Below are 17,498 nucleotides of genomic sequence, written 5' to 3'. Positions count from 1 at the left end.
CGCGTATGTATTAGCTTTCTTTTTAGTCGTTACGGGACAGGTATTCGCGCGAATAGCCGCGAATAGACTTGGGCAGTAAAATTAAGAGGGTTGAGTGTGGGCACGACAAATGAATATCCGGCGAGCCAGCGTCTGCTAGCGGATCCTTTAGCCGGTAGTGACTCATGGTGGCAGCAGGTCGCGCAGTGGGGGACACCGTTGGTGGAGCCGCTCGCGGCTGGCAATGTAAAACTGACTTTCCTTTGGCGCGACCGACAGGGAAAGGCGCACGACTCTGTTTACCGTCGGGTCTATATCGACGTCAATGGACTGACAGATCACCACAGCCCGAATCCTGAAACTCTCCAGCGCTTGGGCCAAACAGATGTTTGGTATTGGCAGGCGGAAGTGGAATCTGATTTTCGTGCCAGTTATTGCTTTATTCCCGCTACCGCAGCGCAATGCTTAAATTTGCCCGAAGGTAGTGCACCAGAGCGGCGTCAGGCGCAGCGCGATTGGTGGATATCAATGTTGGATCTGGCAGAAAACGATCCATTAAATCTCACCGCGGCTCATTGCAGTTATCGTGGCATGCCGCTTTCTGCGGTACATCTCGCCGATGCATTGCCACAGACGGCTTGGCAACAGGTTGATACGGGCAAAATGCTGCCTACCGACTCAAAACGGCTACAACGCATCACTTGGAACAGCCCGCGATTAGGTAACAGCCGCAATGTGTGGATTTATCACACTGTGGGTGATGAAAGTCTTGGCAATGCCCGTTTTGATGCGGACGCGGTAGCAGAAAGGCCGTTGGCTATTTTGCTCGATGGTCAGTATTGGGCGCAGGGGCAGACGGTGTTTGGCGTGTTGGATAAAGAAACGACCGCTGGCCGCTTACCCCCGAGTGTATATGTGTTGATTGATATCATTGATCAGCCCCATCGCTCGGCAGAATTGCCCTGCAATCAAGAATTTTGGCTCGCGCTGCAAACAGAATTACTGCCACAAGTTGCCTTGTTGCAACCCTTCACTGAAAAAGCCTCTCGCACGGTTGTTGCTGGGCAAAGCTATGGTGGTCTGGCTTCGTTATATGCCGGATTACATTGGCCTGCGCGTTTTGGCTGTGTATTAAGCCAATCCGGTTCTTTCTGGTGGCCAGACGTCGATAATTTCACCGCATTGTCGGCGGGGACGGCTGAACATCAGGGGTGGCTGACAGAGCAGGTATACCAAGGTTTGGGAGCGGGTCATCCATTGGCTATTTTTATGGAGGCCGGCCGCCGTGAAGATGTGATTTATCAAGTCAATGAAACCATGAGTGAGGCGCTGCGTCAGGCTGGGCATCGGTTGCACTATCGTATTTATTCCGGTGGTCACGATGCACTGTGTTGGCGTGGTGGATTGATTGATGGATTGCACTGTTTATTAGGTTCCACTCACTAAATACAAGGACGTCATCGCATGAGTCATGAAGCGCAAGTTAACCCCCTTTGATAACGAAGAATTACCCTTCTTAGTGCTGATCAACGAACAGCAGCAATACAGTTTGTGGCCACAAATTACGGCGATCCCAGCCGGGTGGACGAGTGTCTATGGCCCACAAAGCAGGGCGGACTGTGTGAAATATCTTGAGGCCAATTGGACCGATATGCGTCCGGCCAGCTTGATTCGCGCAGAGGCTGCCCTGCGATAACGCAGGTCATCGGCGAAAGGAATTATCGGAATATTGCGGCCCTACCGGTTGCGATAAGTCGTTTGTTGCCAAAAAAAGGAATACCCATCGTGTCAGAGGATTCAACCCCCATTTTTGCAGATGCCGCTATTATCGAGTTACCACTGGTTGCTGCACAACCCGGTATTTGGTTTGCCGACCAGCTCAGCCAGCAAAAGACCTTGTATACCGTGGCTCATTACATTGAACTGGCCGGTTCGTTGGACCGAATGCTCTTTAGCCGCGCCGTCAGCCAAGGGTTATCTGAGGCTGATACCTTGCATGCTCGCTTTTTCCACGGCGTTGATGGCCCGATGCAGCGTATTCCTCTCCAGTGTAAAGCAACTGACATTCCCAAGCTGGTTTGGCTCGATCTCAGTTCTCGTGCCGATGGTCGTCAGGCGGCACTGGCATTAATGCAAGATGATATTGATGCGGATTTACTGGCCGATGGTGACGAACCCCTTTATCGCCACTGGGTGATTCGTGTACCGGATGAACAAGGTAAACCGGTCTGGCTCTGGTATCAGCGTTATCATCATCTGGTGATCGATGGCTTTAGTTTCACCGCCATTACCCGCCGTATCGCTGATATTTACACTGCTCTCCAGCAGAATAAACCCATTGGCGAATCGCCCTTTACCCCTTTCAGTGATGTAGTCAGTGAATATTTAGCGTATGCCGGTTCTGAAACCGAGCAACGTGATAAGCAATTCTGGCTGCAACATACCGCGGATTTATCCGCAGCGATTTCTCTTTCAGCCATAAACTCGCCCGTTAGGGCAGAACACGCTGCGAGTCGCGTGTTGCGCCAGCGCATTGATATCGACTCAGCCTTGTTTAGCTGTTTGACACAACAGGGTGCAGAGCAACGTCTGACTGCCGCCGATATGGCGATGGCACTGCTGATGACATATTTTGCCCGAATGAGTGGTGAAATGGGTCTATCGGTAGGATGCCCGTTTATGCGCCGCTTAGGATCGGCCGCTTTATCGGCCACTGGGCCGGTGGTGAATGTTCTGCCATTGCAGGTGAATTTACAACCTGAAATGAACCTGCTGGATGTTGCTCGAGCGGTGGCGGGCGAGTTGAAAAGGGTACGGAAATATCAGCGCTATGAAGCGGATCAATTACGGCGCGATCTGGGGATGGTCGGTTCCCAACGGGCACTTTATGGCCCCGTGCTGAATTTCAAACTGTTTGATTTTGCGCTGAATCTAGGGGAAATCACGGGCGTCACTCACACGCTCGCCTCTGGCCCAGTAGATGATTTAGAAATTGATCTCTATCTCGAAAACGGCGAGCTAATGCTGGAAATCTTGGCGAATGCGGAGCGTTATGATCACGCCAGCCTCCGAGGGCACGGTGAACGGATATCGTATTTGTTGCAACAACTGGCGACTCAGGCCGCCATCCCGATTGGCAACCTCATACTGACCCCCGCGCAAGAATTGCAATCCATTGATAGCTGGGCGAAAGGCCCACAATTCAGTCTGCCTGCCGGCGTCGTTTCAGTGCTGGATATTTTCCAGCAACAAGTCAATGCACAACCGGATGCCATTGCGGTGAGATGTGGCGATCAAAGCCTCAGTTATCATCAGCTTTCTGCTCGTGTCGCTCAATTGGGGCGTGCGTTAATTGCCCGAGGTATTGGGGCCGAAGATGTGATTGCGATTGGTCTTCCCCGAACGGTGGATTCGCTAGTGGCGATTTTGGGGGTGTTATCCAGTGGTGCTGCCTATATGCCGCTGGATCTCGATTATCCGATGGAACGGCTGGCGTTAATGTGTGAAGACGCCACTCCGCGCATCCTGTTGGCCCACCAATCGACAGAAAGTGTGTTATCTCCGTTGAATGCGACGGGTGAGATGCCGATAGTCTGTCTGGATGACGCTCACTTCCAGCGTGAATGTGCGGCTTATGCTATCCAACCCATCAACAATATTGAACGTCGGCAGCCAATGCACGGCGACCATTTGGCTTACATGATTTACACCTCCGGCTCGACTGGGCGGCCCAAAGGGGTCATGAGCACCCATGGCGGGTTAGTGAACTTGTTGCTGGCGCATCGTACCTATCTGTATGGTCCGGCGATGGCGGCCTTCAAGCAACAAAATACGCGTCGAATGCGTGCTGGACACACCGCATCATTTTCCTTTGATTCCTCTTGGGAACCTCTGTTTTGGATGATGATGGGCTGTGAGATGGTGATTTTTGATGAGGAAATGCGCCGTGATGCTTATGCGCTGGTGCAGTTGATGGATCAGACACCCATCGACACGATGGATATTACGCCGTCTTTCTTCACTCAAATGATCGATAGCGGCTTATTGGAGCCTGGTCGCCATCGGCCTGCTTTCATTATGATTGGCGGAGAAGCGGCGACCCCGCGGTTATGGGATCTGCTGAAGCAGCATCCTGAGCTGAATGTGGTTAACTTCTATGGCCCTTCGGAATACACCATCGATACCCTTGGCGCACATACCGCGGTGTCGTCACAACCGGTGGTGGGCCGCCCAGTGGCTAACACCGAAGTTTATTTGCTGGATAGCCAACTGGCAAAAGTCCCGGTGGGGTCGGTCGGGGAGCTCTATATTGCTGGCCTAGGATTGGCGCGTGGTTATTTGAATCGACCTGACTTAACGGCCGCCCGTTTTGTCGCCAACCCATTCCGTCACGGCGAAGTGATGTACCGCAGTGGCGATTTGATGCGCTGGACAGCACAGGGGCAGTTAGATTTTGTTGGCCGAATTGACCATCAGATAAAAGTGCGTGGTTTTCGCGTCGAATTGGGCGAAGTAGAAAATGCGCTGGTGGCTTTACCCGAAGTCAGCAGTGCCGTGGTGATTGCACAAGCCATCGGCGCGACACACCGGCTGATTGGTTACTGCTCAGTGCCTGATGCACAACTGCGTGACAGCGAAGATCTCAATGCACGATTAATGCGTCAACTGGCGGTCACTTTACCGGATTATATGGTGCCCGCGCTGCTGATGGTGCTGGATGAAATGCCATTGACCGTGAATGGCAAAATAGATCGTCAGGCACTGCCCGCCCCACAACATCGGCAGCAGTCCACCCGTCTTGAACAGTCAACCCATCTTGAACAGCAAACCCCGCAGGAAACGCTCCTGTGCACGGCGATTGCCAGCTTGCTGCGTTTAGATTTCATCGGGGCAGAAGATGATTTCTTCCAACTGGGTGGCGACAGTATTTTAGCCATGGCGCTGGGGAGTGCTTTGCGCCGCGCGGGTTACCGCTTAACCCCGCGTGAAATTTTTGCTTTGCGTACACCGGCACGAATGGCGCAAGCATTACAGCCATTGATTGAGAAGGGGGCAGAGCCCGCGCTAGCGATGCCAACAGCCCATATTTTACCGGAAAAACTGTGGCAAGCCGCCAGTGAAAAATATGGTCCGATAGCGGATATTTTACCGGTTTTACCGCTGCAACAAGGGCTATTGTTCCATGCTCAGCTAGGGCAAGAAGCCAACAATTACAATGCGATTAGCCGTTTTGATCTTCAGGGTGAGCTTGATATCGAACGCTTACGTGATGCGCTGGAAAGCTTGCTACAACGCTATCCGCAATTGGGCGCTATTTTTGACAGTGAGCTACACCCTGAATCTTTGCAAATCCTGCCGCAAATTCATGGCAATGCCCGTCGCTGGCCTTGGCAGCAGCATGATCTCAGTGCACTGACGCCGCATCAGCAAATGGCCGAAACCAAGCGATTAGAGCGCGAAGGGCTGGCACGCGATCTGATGCGCGACACGGCGGGGACGCTGCAACCTTTGCTGGTGGCGACGTTGATCCGCTACAGCAGCGAGCGCCATTCCTTAGTGATCATAGCGCATCATTTGGTGGGTGATGGCTGGTCGTCGGCCATCTTGTTACATGACTTACTGCACCTGTATGGCAAGAGTGAAAAATCGGGTAATAGTGAAAAGTCGGGTAATAGTGAGAAATCTGGTAATAGTGAAAAACTGCCGCCGCTGAGTGTGAGCTATGGTGATTTAATTCGCCGCATGACAGCGCGGGACTTACGGCAAGAGCGCACGGTTTGGCAGCAAGCGCTGCAAGGGGCGACGCCGACAATTTTGTACCCCGAATCCAATGCCGCCGGTCCAGTATCCGAATGGGTGATTGAGCTGGACAGCAAACTGGAAAACGCATTGACCGCCTTGCAGCGGCGTGAAGGCATCACGCTGAATACCTTATTGCAAGGCGTTTGGGCGACCTTGTTGGGGGTACTCAGTGGCCGTGATGATGTGGTCTTCGGCTCGCCGGTTTCGGGTCGTTTTAGTGAGATAGAAGGCATCGAGCAGCATGTTGGCTTGTTCAGTAATACCCTCCCAGTGCGGGTAAAACTGCAACCTCAATTGCCACTGTTAACGCAACTGGCGGCCTTGCAGCAACAGCAAATCCAGCTATTGGAGCATGATGGCCTTGGCTTGGGCGAGATCCAGCGTCTGGCCGGCGCGAGCACCTTATTTGATACCTTATTGGTGGTCGAGAATTATCCAGAAAACAACCAATTACATCAGCAATCATTCAATGGCCTACGCTGTGATGCACTGAATAATCGCGGCTATACCCATTATCCACTGACGTTATTGGTGCTACCGGGTGAGAGGCTGCACCTGCAACTGGAATACCGTGATGCCGTCACCGATCCGCAGCAGTTAGCCCAGCGTTTGGTGATGTTGCTCGAGCACTTGGTTTGGCAGCCAGAGCTGCCTTTATCCGCACTGGATTTGCTGACTCGTGACGAAAAGGCCCTGATAGCGTCAGTCAATGACACCGCCATCGCTCTACCTAAACTCACGTTATGTGACTTGATGAACCAGCAGGCACAATCCACCCCGCAAGCGGTCGCGTTACTGGATATCGATGAAACGCTGACTTACCAACAAGTTAATCAACGGGTCAACACACTGGCGGCTATTTTACGCCAACAAGGTGTGCAACCGGGAGATCGGGTCGCTGTGGCACTGCCGCGCTCGGTCAATCTCAGTCTGGCTTTGATGGCTATTTTGTCGGCTGGCGCTGCTTATTTACCGCTAGATACCGGTTATCCTGCGGACCGTCTGGCTTATATGATAGGTGATGCCAAGCCACGGTTAATTATTACCGTTAGTGCATTGGCAGAGCGCTTTGTTGGTCAGGCCCCCTTATTGCTGCTCGATCAACAGGATTTACAGGTGACGGCGACATTGCCCGACGTCGTGATCGCGCCAGAGAGTCCGGCTTATCTCATCTATACCTCAGGCTCCACTGGCCGACCAAAAGGGGTGGTGATCTCGCACGGTGCCATCGTTAACCGCTTGTTGTGGATGCAAAATGAGTACCCATTGGGCGGTGATGATGTGGTATTACAAAAAACGCCGTGCAGTTTTGATGTTTCGGTGTGGGAGTTCTTCTGGCCGATGATAACCGGGGCTAGATTGGTCATGGCACCACCGGAGGCGCACCGTGATCCCGATGCATTACGCACCCTGATTGAAGATTATGGGGTGACCACCGCCCACTTTGTCCCCTCAATGCTGGCGGCTTTTGTCAGTGCCATGACTGCGCAAGATAAGCCCTGCCAGAGTTTGCGCCGAGTATTCTGTAGTGGTGAGGCATTGTCACGCGAGCTCTCGGTTCTCTATCAGGCGATTTTCTCTGCGCCATTACATAACTTATATGGCCCGACTGAGGCGGCGGTTGATGTGACTTATCAGCCAGCCTATGGCGATGCACTGGCGCAGGTGGTGGGCAACAGTGTGCCCATTGGTAAACCGGTCTGGAATACCCAACTGCGAATTCTCGACAGTATGCTGCGTCAAGTCCCCGTTGGTGTTGCGGGCGATCTGTATCTGTGTGGCGTGCAACTGGCGCAAGGCTACTATGGTCGTCCTGATCTCACGGCCAGCCGTTTTGTGGCTGATCCTTACGATCATGGCCAGCGAATGTATCTTACTGGCGATATTGCCCGCTGGCTGCCGGACGGCTCAGTCGAGTATCTGGGGCGCAGCGATTTTCAATTGAAGATCCGTGGACAGCGCATTGAATTGGGCGAGATAGAGTCTGCTTTGCTGGCACTGCCTCAGGTTCAACAAGCCGTTGTTCATGCTCGCACATTAGTCGGTGTCGAGGGGGCTTTGGCCGGTGCCGATAGCCGTCAATTAGTGGGTTATATCGTGCCGACTAACGGGGCTGAAAATAGCGACATGGAACTCTTGCGCCAGCAACTCAGTGAACAGTTGCCCGCGCATATGGTGCCGGCAGTTATCGTCAGTCTGAATGCATTTCCGCTGAGCGCCAATGGCAAACTGGATCGCAAAGCGTTACCCGCTCCAATCAATCAAGCAGGTCACGGTGGACGTGCGCCACACGCCGGTCTGGAAAGTGTGATCGCGGGGTTATTTGCCAACTTGCTGGGGGTTGAGTCGGTCAATGCTGACGATGATTTCTTTGCCTTAGGCGGGCACTCTTTGCTGGCAATGAGACTGGCGGCGGATTTACGTCGTGAGCTGCAACAACCGGTTGCGGTTGGGCAAGTGATGGTGGCCTCAACAGTGGCAACATTGGCAGCGGCATTGAGTCAGCCGCAATCAGAAATGTCTGCCGGAAAAGCGGGCTTCAGTGAAGTATTACCCTTGCGAAGTGGCCACGGTCATCCGCTATTTTGTCTCCATCCGGCCTCGGGTTTTGCTTGGCAATTCAGCCTATTACCCCGCTATTTGCCGGGCAACTGGCCAGTGTTAGGGATCCAGTCACCTCGCCCTGATGGGGCAATCGCCACCTGTCAGGATATGGATAGCCTCTGTGATCATCATCTGGCAACGCTACGTCAGGTTCAACCACAGGGGCCATATCATCTGATGGGTTATTCACTGGGCGGCACCGTGGCGCAGGCCATGGCGGTAAAATTGCGAGCACAGGGTGAGGAAGTCGCTTTCTTAGGGTTGTTGGATACCTATCCACCGGAAACTCAGGATTGGAATGCACCGATTGAGGCTGAGGCACTCGAAGAAGTCGAACGTGAGCGGGCATTATTTATGGCGGCGGCAGGTGACGAGCAAGAAGAGAAACGCGAGATGTTTGCACAGATTCAAGCCAACTACGACGATGCGGTTGGTTTGCTATCAGGGGCTAAAACGCCGATTTATGAGGGTGAAACCACGTTGTTTGTTGCCACTCAGACCTTGCCTGACGGTGAATCGCCAGAAGAAATTTGGCGACCTTATGCGAAACAATTGCAAACTTACAGTCTAGATTGTTCCCATATCACGATGATGTCACCGGAGACTTTAAAAGTGTTGGGGCCAATTTTGCAACGCGTGTTTAAGGGGATTCGATCGTTATCCTAGTAGTGGCAAGCGGTTGATGGTTGACGACTGATGTTGACGATTGATGTTGGCTAGGTGCGAGGTCAAACCCTCGCAGCGAGCCAACTTCAACCGAATCTATCTACTCTCTTAAGACATGGTGGGTCATGGTGACCCACATTAACGGATTAAATGAACATGGCAAAATCGCCTATTCTTCTAGATTTCAGCTTGTTAAAGAATAACGCCAACTTTCGCGCAGTATTTTTTGCTCGCCTGATTTCGATATTAGGGCTGGGAATGCTCACGGTCGCGGTACCGGTACAGATTCAACAGATGACGGGATCAACCTTACAAGTCGGATTGGCCGTCACCTTGGATGGGGCAGGGATGTTTATCGGCCTGCTACTGGGGGGCGTACTGGCAGACAGATTTGATCGGCGCACACTGATCTTATTTGCGCGTTTTACCTGTGGTTTAGGCTTTATTGGCTTAAGTTTCAATGCATTCTCGGCGACGCCCTCCTTATGGGTACTGTATGTCTTAGCCGCGTGGGATGGGTTCTTCGGGGCGCTGGGGATGACGGCATTGATGGCGGCAACACCGTCATTGGTTGGGCGCGAGAATTTGGCCGCTGCCGGTGGGTTAAGCATGCTCACTGTCCGTTTTGGCTCGGTCATCTCTCCCGCGATCGGGGGCTTGGTCATTGTGTACGGCGGGTTAGGCTGGAACTACGGCATTGCTGCGGTGGGGACCATGCTCACCTTATTACCGCTGCTGCGACTACCTGCCATGAAACCGGCGATAAGCCAGCATGAGCACCCGCTGCGGGCGCTTGCCACCGGGATTTCGTTCGTCTTTAGCCACAAAATTGTGGGGGCTGTGGTGTTGCTGGGGACGTTGGTCAGCATGATTGGCGCCATTCGTATTTTGTTTCCGGCGCTGGCGGAAAATACCTATCATGTCGGCGCCTCGCAGATTGGTTTGATGTATTCAATCGTGCCATTGGGAGCGACCATCGGGGCGTTTACCAGTGGATGGGTCAGTCAGGTCCGACGGCCTGGCGTGGTACTGATGTACAGCTCGATTGCCGCTTTTTTAGCCATCGGGACACTCGGCTTAACCCATAATGTCTATTTGGCGCTACCGGGCTTGTTGATGTACGGCTATCTGGGGTCGATTAGCGGCTTGCTGCAATATACATTGGTACAAACTCATACACCGGATGCGTTATTGGGGCGGGTGAACAGTCTGTGGAATGTCCAGTTTGTCGCGGGTGAATCATTCGGGGCATTGGGGCTAGGGGTATTAGCGAAAGTGATGGCTCCAGCACTCAGCGCCCTGACATTTGGCGTGGCAGCCGCGGCACTGGGGAGCCTCATTGCGCTCTTTGGTGGGACACTGCGTGAGGCCACCATGGCGGGCGATCAGCGTGGTTCAGAAGAGGATGAGGCGGTCGTTGAGTAATTTGATGGCTTTCTTGCCAGATGACGGTTAAGGCGGTGAAGATCAACTGGGTTGTGACACTTTATCAACCCAATTGATCACTTAGCCGAATATCCACCAAAACAACATTCGCCGCTAAGGCTTCGCCTTAAACATGCCCTCAATTCGGGTTAACAAATTACTCGCACTGTAATAATCCAACCGAAAGGTATCGTACCCTGCGGCATAAACTCGATTGTGTTCAATTGCCGGAATATGGGCTAAAAATTGATTACTTTTCAGTGCATCAATCGCCGGTTGGTCACCGGAAAAGAGCAAAATAGTTTCGCCATTCAAGCCTTCGGCCAACTTCTCACCACCCAGTTGGATGATATCTTTGCGATTCCCCATACTGGTGTTGCCCTTCACTGAATTCGGGATCTCCGCCAGCGTAAAGCCCAGTTCCTGCAATAATTTCCCCTGCGCTGAATTCTCTGTCCATAAATTCGCGGTGCTACTGGCGGCCTGATAGACGAATGCAGAAATGGGTTGCGGCGGCAGAGTAATATTCTGTCTTACCTCATTGAGCCGATTGGAGAATTCATCAATCACTCGTTTAGCGTCGCTTTCGTGTCCTGTCGCTTGCCCTAATACAAGGGCTAATTCTTGCCAGCTCTTATCATCGTAATTAATCACTAACGTTGGGGCGATGGCTGACAATTGCTCATATAACTTCAGCGCTGAATCACCGCCAGTGGCGGCAATGATAATTAAATCTGGATTCATGCCCGCAACGGCTTCGGCGTTGGGCTCGGTCTGGTACATCGGTGCCAATTTTCTCGATTGCGCAACATCTGACCATTGCGTAAAGAATCCTTGATGATCAGCCACTGTGGTATCGGGTACGGTCACGCCTGTGGCAATCACTGGTGCATTGATCGCCAGCAAGGTGCCGGTCATGGTGATACTGGTAGAGACAATCCGTGTTGGCTGATGTGTCAGTGTGACCGAACCTTTAGCCGTTTCCACTGTACGCGACCATGTAGTTGGGCTTTCACTGGCTGCTGAAGGGGTAGACTCACCTGTTGTTTCTTCGGCAGGTTTACAGCCTGATAAGCACAAAACAAGGCTCAAAAAACCAAAGCCAATCAAGCGTGAAAACCCTGTTTTATGCTGAATACCAAGGGACATAACGACGTTTTCTCTTCTTGTGAGTAGGCGCTAAGTTAGCGGGTTTATATTAGCAACGGTTAATAATAATATTTTTACATTTATTGACAATGCGAATACTTAGTCGTAATTTACCACGCATTAAAGGAAATGATAGTCATTATTATTATCATTAGTATTTACATCGCAATGGAGGTCTCTGTGCGATACAGCAACTCTGACGAACATGGTAGCTCTGAAGAAATGCCCGTTAATTCGCCGTTTTCAACCATACCCTCAACATTCTTATTCACCTCAGGACACCAGAGTATTAAAACTCGCGGTATCTTCGAGCGAATAAATCAAGCCGCGCAAAGTCGTACTGGAAGCAATGATTCACTGCAAAGTGCAATAAAACTGGCTTTCCAACGTGCGCATAAAGCGGGGCAACAAAAGCCTATCATTGTTGGCGCAATACCTTTTGATGTGAGTCACGCCTCCTGCTTATTTGTACCGGAGCATTATCAGGTTTGTGACCGACAAACGTTGGTCAATGCGGCAAAAATAGCGAATCGCAGCCCTGTCAGCGCGGGTTGTGTGCGTAGCTTGCCAGATGAAAATCAATTCAAACAATCCGTGACTGAGGCTATTTCTGCCTGTCAACGCGGAACCATTCATAAAGTTGTTCTGTCACGTGTTCTAGAAATTGAAACTGATAGCCCGCTTGATAGTGACCAAGTAATGAATCATTTGCTGGTGCAAAACAGCACTGCCTATCACTTTAGGGTGCCTTTGGCCGATGGAGGAGTCTTACTCGGTGCCAGCCCTGAATTATTGGTGCGTAAGCATTTATCTCAGGTTTATACCAATCCACTGGCAGGGTCGGCAAAACGTCAGGCGAATCAACAGGACGATCTGGATATCAGCCAAGCGCTACTGGATTCAGAAAAAGATCAATATGAGCATCGCTTAGTGGTTGATGAGATCCGCCGGTTACTGACACCCCATTGCCGCAGTCTGAATATCCCCTCACAGCCTTCATTGATTAGCACGGCGGCTTTATGGCACTTATCTTCTGCTATCCATGGTGAACTGGAAGACCCGGCGATGTCGGTACTGGAACTGGCTAATATATTGCACCCGACACCGGCTTTGTGTGGCTTACCGACAGCAAAAGCTCGGCAACTGATTAACCACTTGGAGCCTTTTGATCGCGGCTTATTCAGTGGGATTGTTGGCTGGTGTGATGAGCAGGGTAATGGTGAGTGGGCGGTCATTATCCGCTGCGCCACCTTGCATCCCACTCAAGTGCGATTATTTGCCGGTGCGGGCATTGTTGCCGCCTCACAACCGGCATTGGAATGGTTAGAAACCGAAGCCAAATTGGGCACCATGCTCAATGCGCTGGCAATTACCCCTTCAGGAGAGCAGCCATGAGCATCGAGTTCACTCGCTGGCCAGAGGAATTTGCACGTCGCTACCGCGAAAAAGGCTATTGGACCGATCAGCCGATGACAGAGATGTTATCTCGCCAGTGTCAGATTCGACCCGAAGCCACGGCCATCATTTGTGGTGAGCGCCATATTAGCTATCTTCAGTTTGATCAGGCCGCGCAGCGACTCGCCATTCACTTGACTCGGCAGGGCTTGGGTTGCGGTGATACGGCATTGGTCCAACTCCCTAATTGCGCCGAATTCTATCTCGTTTATTTCGCACTATTAAAAATCGGTGTCGCGCCAGTCAATGCATTATTTAGCCATAACCGGCTGGAATTAAATGCCTATATTGAACAGATTCAACCACGTTTATTGATCGCCCATGCCGGTCACAACCTGTTTGCTGATGGCCGTTATTGCGCCCAATTGCAGCAAAGAGTGCCGATGTTGGACGTGGTGCTGGTGGCGGGAGAGACGGATTATGCTCCATTGCTGGAAGCGGTGCTCTATGGATCAGAGTTGGAGGGTGACCTAGGCAATCAAACCGAGGAATTTCATCCTTCTGCCGCCGATGAAGTCGCCTTTTTTCAACTCTCCGGCGGCAGCACCGGTATGCCAAAACTGATCCCCCGTACCCACAATGACTATTACTACAGTGTGCGTGCCAGTGCGGAGATCTGTCAGCTTGACGAACACACGCGCTACTTATGTGCCTTACCCGCCGCCCATAATTACCCGCTAAGTTCACCGGGGGCATTAGGCGTCTTTTACGCTGGCGGCTGCGTCGTGCTGGCACCCGATCCCAGTGCCATGAGCTGTTTCCCACTCATTAAGCGCCATCAGATCACATTGACTTCCTTAGTTCCCCCCGCAGTAGCCCTATGGTTACAAGCCGCGGAACATTTTGCTGATGACCTGACCAGTTTGCAGGTATTACAAGTCGGTGGCGCGAAACTCAGTGAATCTCTGGCGCGACGTATACCGCAGGTATTGGGCTGTCAATTGCAGCAGGTATTGGGTATGGCGGAAGGACTGGTGAATTACACCCGCTTTGATGACAGTGACCATTTGGTGTTTACCACTCAAGGGCGACCCATCAGCGAAGACGATGAAATCAAGGTGGTTGATAGTGACGGGGTTCCCGTCGCGCAGGGGGAAGTTGGTGCGCTGGTAACCCGTGGCCCTTATACCTTCCGCGGCTATTACCGCAGCCCAACGCATAATGCCAATACCTTTGATAATGAAGGTTTTTACCATTCCGGTGATTTGGTCCAGATGACCGAAGAGGGCTATTTACGCGTCGTTGGGCGGGAAAAAGATCAGATTAATCGTGGCGGGGAAAAGATCGCCGCAGAAGAGATTGAAAACCTGCTGGTGTCCCATGACAACATTATTCATGCGGCGTTGGTCTCAATGCCCGACGAGATAATGGGGGAGAAAAGCTGCGCCTTTATTGTGAGTAATGACGCCAGTTTGCGGCCAGTCACTTTACGTAAATATCTGCGTGAGCAAGGGGTGGCTGACTTCAAATTACCCGATCGTTTTGAAATGGTGACCCATTTACCGGTTACGCCAGTCGGCAAAATAGATAAAAAGCGGTTACGTCAGGATATACAAGACCGCCTCAGTACGCTTAGCAAATAAGGATTTTATCATGGCTATCCCTGTTCTTTCTGCTTACGACCTCCCCAAACTTGGGCAATTTCCCGCGAATAAAGTGAATTGGCAGTTTAATCCGGCGCGTGCGGTATTGCTGATCCATGATATGCAGGACTATTTCGTCAGTTTTTATGGTGAAGATAACCCCTTGATACAGCAGGTTATCGCCAATATCGCCGCCCTACGACAGTACTGCAAACAGCAGGGCGTGCCGGTTATCTACACCGCGCAACCTAATCATCAAAGTGCAGAAGATAGGGCGCTGCTTAATGATATGTGGGGCGCAGGTTTAAATAATCATCCAGCCAAACAGCGAGTGGTATCAGAACTGACTCCGGATGCGGAAGATGAAGTCTTGGTCAAATGGCGATACAGCGCATTTTACCGTTCGCCTTTACGCCAAATCATGACGGATAAGGGCCGCGATCAACTGGTGATCTGCGGTATTTATGGGCACATCGGGTGTTTGACCACAGCAACAGATGCTTTTATGCAAGACATTCAGCCGTTTATGGTTGCTGATGCCATTGCCGATTTCTCGTTGGATGAGCATTTGATGGCACTTAAGTATGTGGCAACGCGGAGTGGACGCGTCATTTTTACCGAGGAAATTGTGACGAACGGAAATACAGCAAATTTCAGCAAAGATGAGCTTAAACAGCAATTATTGGCTCTGGTTGATGAAAGTGCCGAAGATTTCGATGAGAACGAAAATCTGATCAATTATGGCCTGAGCTCGGTGCATATCATGGCACTGGCAACCCAGTGGCGTCAGCAAGGCATTGAGCTGAACTTTGTTGATTTAGCGAAGAGTCCCAGCCTCAATAATTGGTGGATACTGCTGGAGCAACAGCTAGCCAATCAGACTGACCGTTCGGCTTTGGCAGGAGCAGAATAATGGCAGCTATGCAGATGGATTTTACCGGTAAACAAGTTTGGGTCACCGGTGCTGGGCAGGGAATTGGCTATCAGGTTGCCTGTCAATTGGCGGCATTGGGCGCTGATGTGGTGGGGCTGGATAAGGCATTTTCAACTGATAATACTTCGGCTACGCGAGACTATCCCTTCGCGACCGAATTTCTCGATATCAGCCATCCACAGCAAGTGGAAGGGGTGTGTCAGCGTTTATTGCGCCAAGTTCCGCGTATTGATGTTTTGGTGAATGGTGCTGGCATTCTGCGTATGGCCGACACGGAGGAACTCAGTTTGGAAGATTGGAAACAATGCTTTGATGTGAATGTTTCCGGCGCGTTTTACCTTCTGCGTCAATTAATCCCACAATTTAAGCAGCAGCGTTTTGGTGCAGTGGTCACCATTAGCTCCAATGCGGCCCATGTGCCGCGAATGCAAATGTCAGCTTATTGCGCGTCTAAAGCTGCATTAACCAGCTTTAGCCATTGTGTTGGATTGGAGTTGGCAGCTTACGGCGTGCGCTGCAATGTGGTCTCACCGGGTTCTACCGATACCCCGATGCAACGCAGTATGTGGCACAGTGAAGACGCGCAGCAGCAGACCATTGCCGGTTTTCCGCAACAATATAAGTTGGGAATTCCACTGGGGAAAATTGCGACGCCATCGGAAATAGCCAACACCGTAGCGTTTCTGGCCTCCGATTTGGCGAGCCATATTACCCTACAAGATATTGTGGTGGATGGCGGAGCAACGTTGTCGGCTTGATGCCGTATTGCCCGCCTGAATATGATTTCCGCTTAAGCTATTTTCCGCCTAAACATCCCATACGCCACACTCCCCGTTGTGGCGGTAATCACCAACAGCGGCCATAAACTGTGCCAAATAATATCGAAGCTCGCATCCTTGAGGTAAATCTGTTTGGTGATATCCGTAAAGTGGCGAATAGGGTTGATCCAAGTGATATTTTGCAACCAGACCGGCATGTTCTCGACCGGTGAAACATAGCCGGATAGCAAAATCGCGGGCATCATAAACACAAATACCCCGATAAACGCCTGTTGTTGCGTAGAGCATAATGACGAAATCAACAACCCAAACCCCACTAGCGACAAACCATAGAGCAGCATAGTGCCGTAAAACAGGGCTAACGAACCGGCAAACGGAATCTGATAGAAAAAGATACCGATAAACAACACGATACTGGCTTGGAAGGTGGCTACAATCAACGCTGGAACCGCTTTGCCGATAAAAATCTGCCAAGTGGTCAGCGGGGAAACCAGTAATTGCTCCAATGTGCCTTGCTCGCGCTCCCGCGCCACGGAAAGTGAGGTCACAATCAACACACCAATGGTCGTGATCATCGCGATCAATGATGGCACCACAAACCATTTATAGTCCAAATTGGGGTTATACCAATTTCGAATGACTAACTCGCTGTTATTGGGCTTAACTTGGCCTTGAGTTAACTCTAATTGGTAATTTTGCACAATTTGCTGAATGTAGTTCGCGGCAATCTGGGCGCTGTTAGAGTTGCGGCCATCCAGCACTAACTGGAGCTGAGTGGTTTTACCGTTAGCCAAATCGGCACTGAATTGTTCTGGAAAACGGATCAGCAGCAGCGCTTTCTGGTTATCAATCACCGGTTGGATCTCATGAGGGCTATGCAGCAATAGCACATGAGAAAACGCTTCTGCTTTCGCAAAACGCTGGGTGAGCTCAACAGAGGCTTTGCCGCTGTCCTCGCTGTAAATGGCGATAGTGGCGTTCGTCACTTCTAAGGTCGCGGCAAAGGGGAATAAAATCACCTGCAAAATAACGGGCATGATTAATATCGCACGGGTTTGCGGTTCGCGGAGTAGCGACTGCAACTCTTTGATAATCAATGTGTAGAGACGATGAAACATAGTT

The 17,498-nt window shown here is 51.4% G+C and carries 10 protein-coding genes; 8 read left to right on the top strand and 2 right to left on the bottom strand.

Going from position 1 to position 17,498, the window contains the following annotated elements:
• Positions 1 to 96 precede the first annotated feature (96 nt).
• The 4 genes from fes (at position 97) to entS (ending at position 10,476) form a co-directional block, all read left to right on the top strand.
• Positions 97 to 1,425, top strand: coding sequence for an enterochelin esterase (gene fes / locus BN68_RS08070; RefSeq protein ID WP_019210660.1), 1,329 nt, complete (start codon positions 97 to 99; stop codon positions 1,423 to 1,425).
• A 25-nt stretch (positions 1,426 to 1,450) separates the two neighbouring features.
• A complete protein-coding gene (locus BN68_RS08065) occupies positions 1,451 to 1,675 on the top strand; it encodes an MbtH family protein (protein ID WP_019210659.1) in 225 nt (74 codons plus the stop codon).
• A gap of 89 nt (positions 1,676 to 1,764) precedes the next feature.
• Positions 1,765 to 9,051, top strand: coding sequence for a non-ribosomal peptide synthetase (locus BN68_RS08060; RefSeq protein ID WP_019210658.1), 7,287 nt, complete (start codon positions 1,765 to 1,767; stop codon positions 9,049 to 9,051).
• A 156-nt stretch (positions 9,052 to 9,207) separates the two neighbouring features.
• Positions 9,208 to 10,476, top strand: coding sequence for an enterobactin transporter EntS (entS, locus tag BN68_RS08055; RefSeq protein WP_019210657.1), 1,269 nt, complete (start codon positions 9,208 to 9,210; stop codon positions 10,474 to 10,476).
• Positions 10,477 to 10,590: 114 nt separating this feature from the next.
• Here the strand turns inward: entS and fepB are convergent, their stop codons facing one another.
• Complete coding sequence (gene fepB, locus BN68_RS08050) at positions 10,591 to 11,625, bottom strand: Fe2+-enterobactin ABC transporter substrate-binding protein (protein ID WP_019210656.1); 1,035 nt, start codon at positions 11,623 to 11,625, stop codon at positions 10,591 to 10,593.
• A gap of 222 nt (positions 11,626 to 11,847) precedes the next feature.
• Here fepB and BN68_RS08045 point away from each other — a divergent pair, with 222 nt between their 5' ends.
• The 4 genes from BN68_RS08045 to dhbA are packed head-to-tail and all read left to right on the top strand — an operon-like array spanning position 11,848 to position 16,355.
• Complete coding sequence (locus BN68_RS08045; RefSeq protein ID WP_042806566.1) at positions 11,848 to 13,020, top strand: isochorismate synthase; 1,173 nt, start codon at positions 11,848 to 11,850, stop codon at positions 13,018 to 13,020.
• Complete coding sequence (locus BN68_RS08040; protein WP_019210654.1) at positions 13,017 to 14,663, top strand: (2,3-dihydroxybenzoyl)adenylate synthase; 1,647 nt, start codon at positions 13,017 to 13,019, stop codon at positions 14,661 to 14,663. Before BN68_RS08045 ends, BN68_RS08040 begins: the two co-directional genes overlap by 4 nt.
• A gap of 10 nt (positions 14,664 to 14,673) precedes the next feature.
• On the top strand, positions 14,674 to 15,576 hold the full coding sequence (locus tag BN68_RS08035) for an isochorismatase family protein (RefSeq protein ID WP_019210653.1): 903 nt from the start codon (positions 14,674 to 14,676) through the stop codon (positions 15,574 to 15,576).
• Positions 15,576 to 16,355, top strand: a complete 780-nt coding sequence (gene dhbA, locus BN68_RS08030) for a 2,3-dihydro-2,3-dihydroxybenzoate dehydrogenase (RefSeq protein ID WP_019210652.1) — start codon at positions 15,576 to 15,578, stop codon at positions 16,353 to 16,355. The genes BN68_RS08035 and dhbA overlap by 1 nt, the downstream gene beginning before the upstream one ends.
• A 32-nt stretch (positions 16,356 to 16,387) precedes the next feature.
• Here dhbA and BN68_RS08025 read toward each other — a convergent pair whose 3' ends face one another.
• Positions 16,388 to 17,494 carry an ABC transporter permease gene (locus BN68_RS08025; protein ID WP_019210651.1) on the bottom strand — a complete coding sequence of 369 codons (1,107 nt, stop codon included), beginning with the start codon at positions 17,492 to 17,494 and terminating at the stop codon, positions 16,388 to 16,390.
• Positions 17,495 to 17,498 lie beyond the last annotated feature (4 nt).

Source organism: Yersinia massiliensis CCUG 53443 (assembly GCF_000312485.1).
Classification (GTDB): domain Bacteria; phylum Pseudomonadota; class Gammaproteobacteria; order Enterobacterales; family Enterobacteriaceae; genus Yersinia; species Yersinia massiliensis.
This window is presented reverse-complemented; position numbering and strand designations above follow the sequence as displayed.

Coding starts and splice junctions, on each gene's coding strand:
- BN68_RS08065 (WP_019210659.1), top strand. CDS start 1,451: ATGAAGCGCAAGTTAACCCCCTTTGATAACGAAGAATTACCCTTCTTA.
- entS (WP_019210657.1), top strand. CDS start 9,208: ATGGCAAAATCGCCTATTCTTCTAGATTTCAGCTTGTTAAAGAATAAC.
- fepB (WP_019210656.1), bottom strand. CDS start 11,625: ATGTCCCTTGGTATTCAGCATAAAACAGGGTTTTCACGCTTGATTGGC.
- BN68_RS08045 (WP_042806566.1), top strand. CDS start 11,848: ATGCCCGTTAATTCGCCGTTTTCAACCATACCCTCAACATTCTTATTC.
- BN68_RS08040 (WP_019210654.1), top strand. CDS start 13,017: ATGAGCATCGAGTTCACTCGCTGGCCAGAGGAATTTGCACGTCGCTAC.
- BN68_RS08035 (WP_019210653.1), top strand. CDS start 14,674: ATGGCTATCCCTGTTCTTTCTGCTTACGACCTCCCCAAACTTGGGCAA.
- dhbA (WP_019210652.1), top strand. CDS start 15,576: ATGGCAGCTATGCAGATGGATTTTACCGGTAAACAAGTTTGGGTCACC.
- BN68_RS08025 (WP_019210651.1), bottom strand. CDS start 17,494: ATGTTTCATCGTCTCTACACATTGATTATCAAAGAGTTGCAGTCGCTA.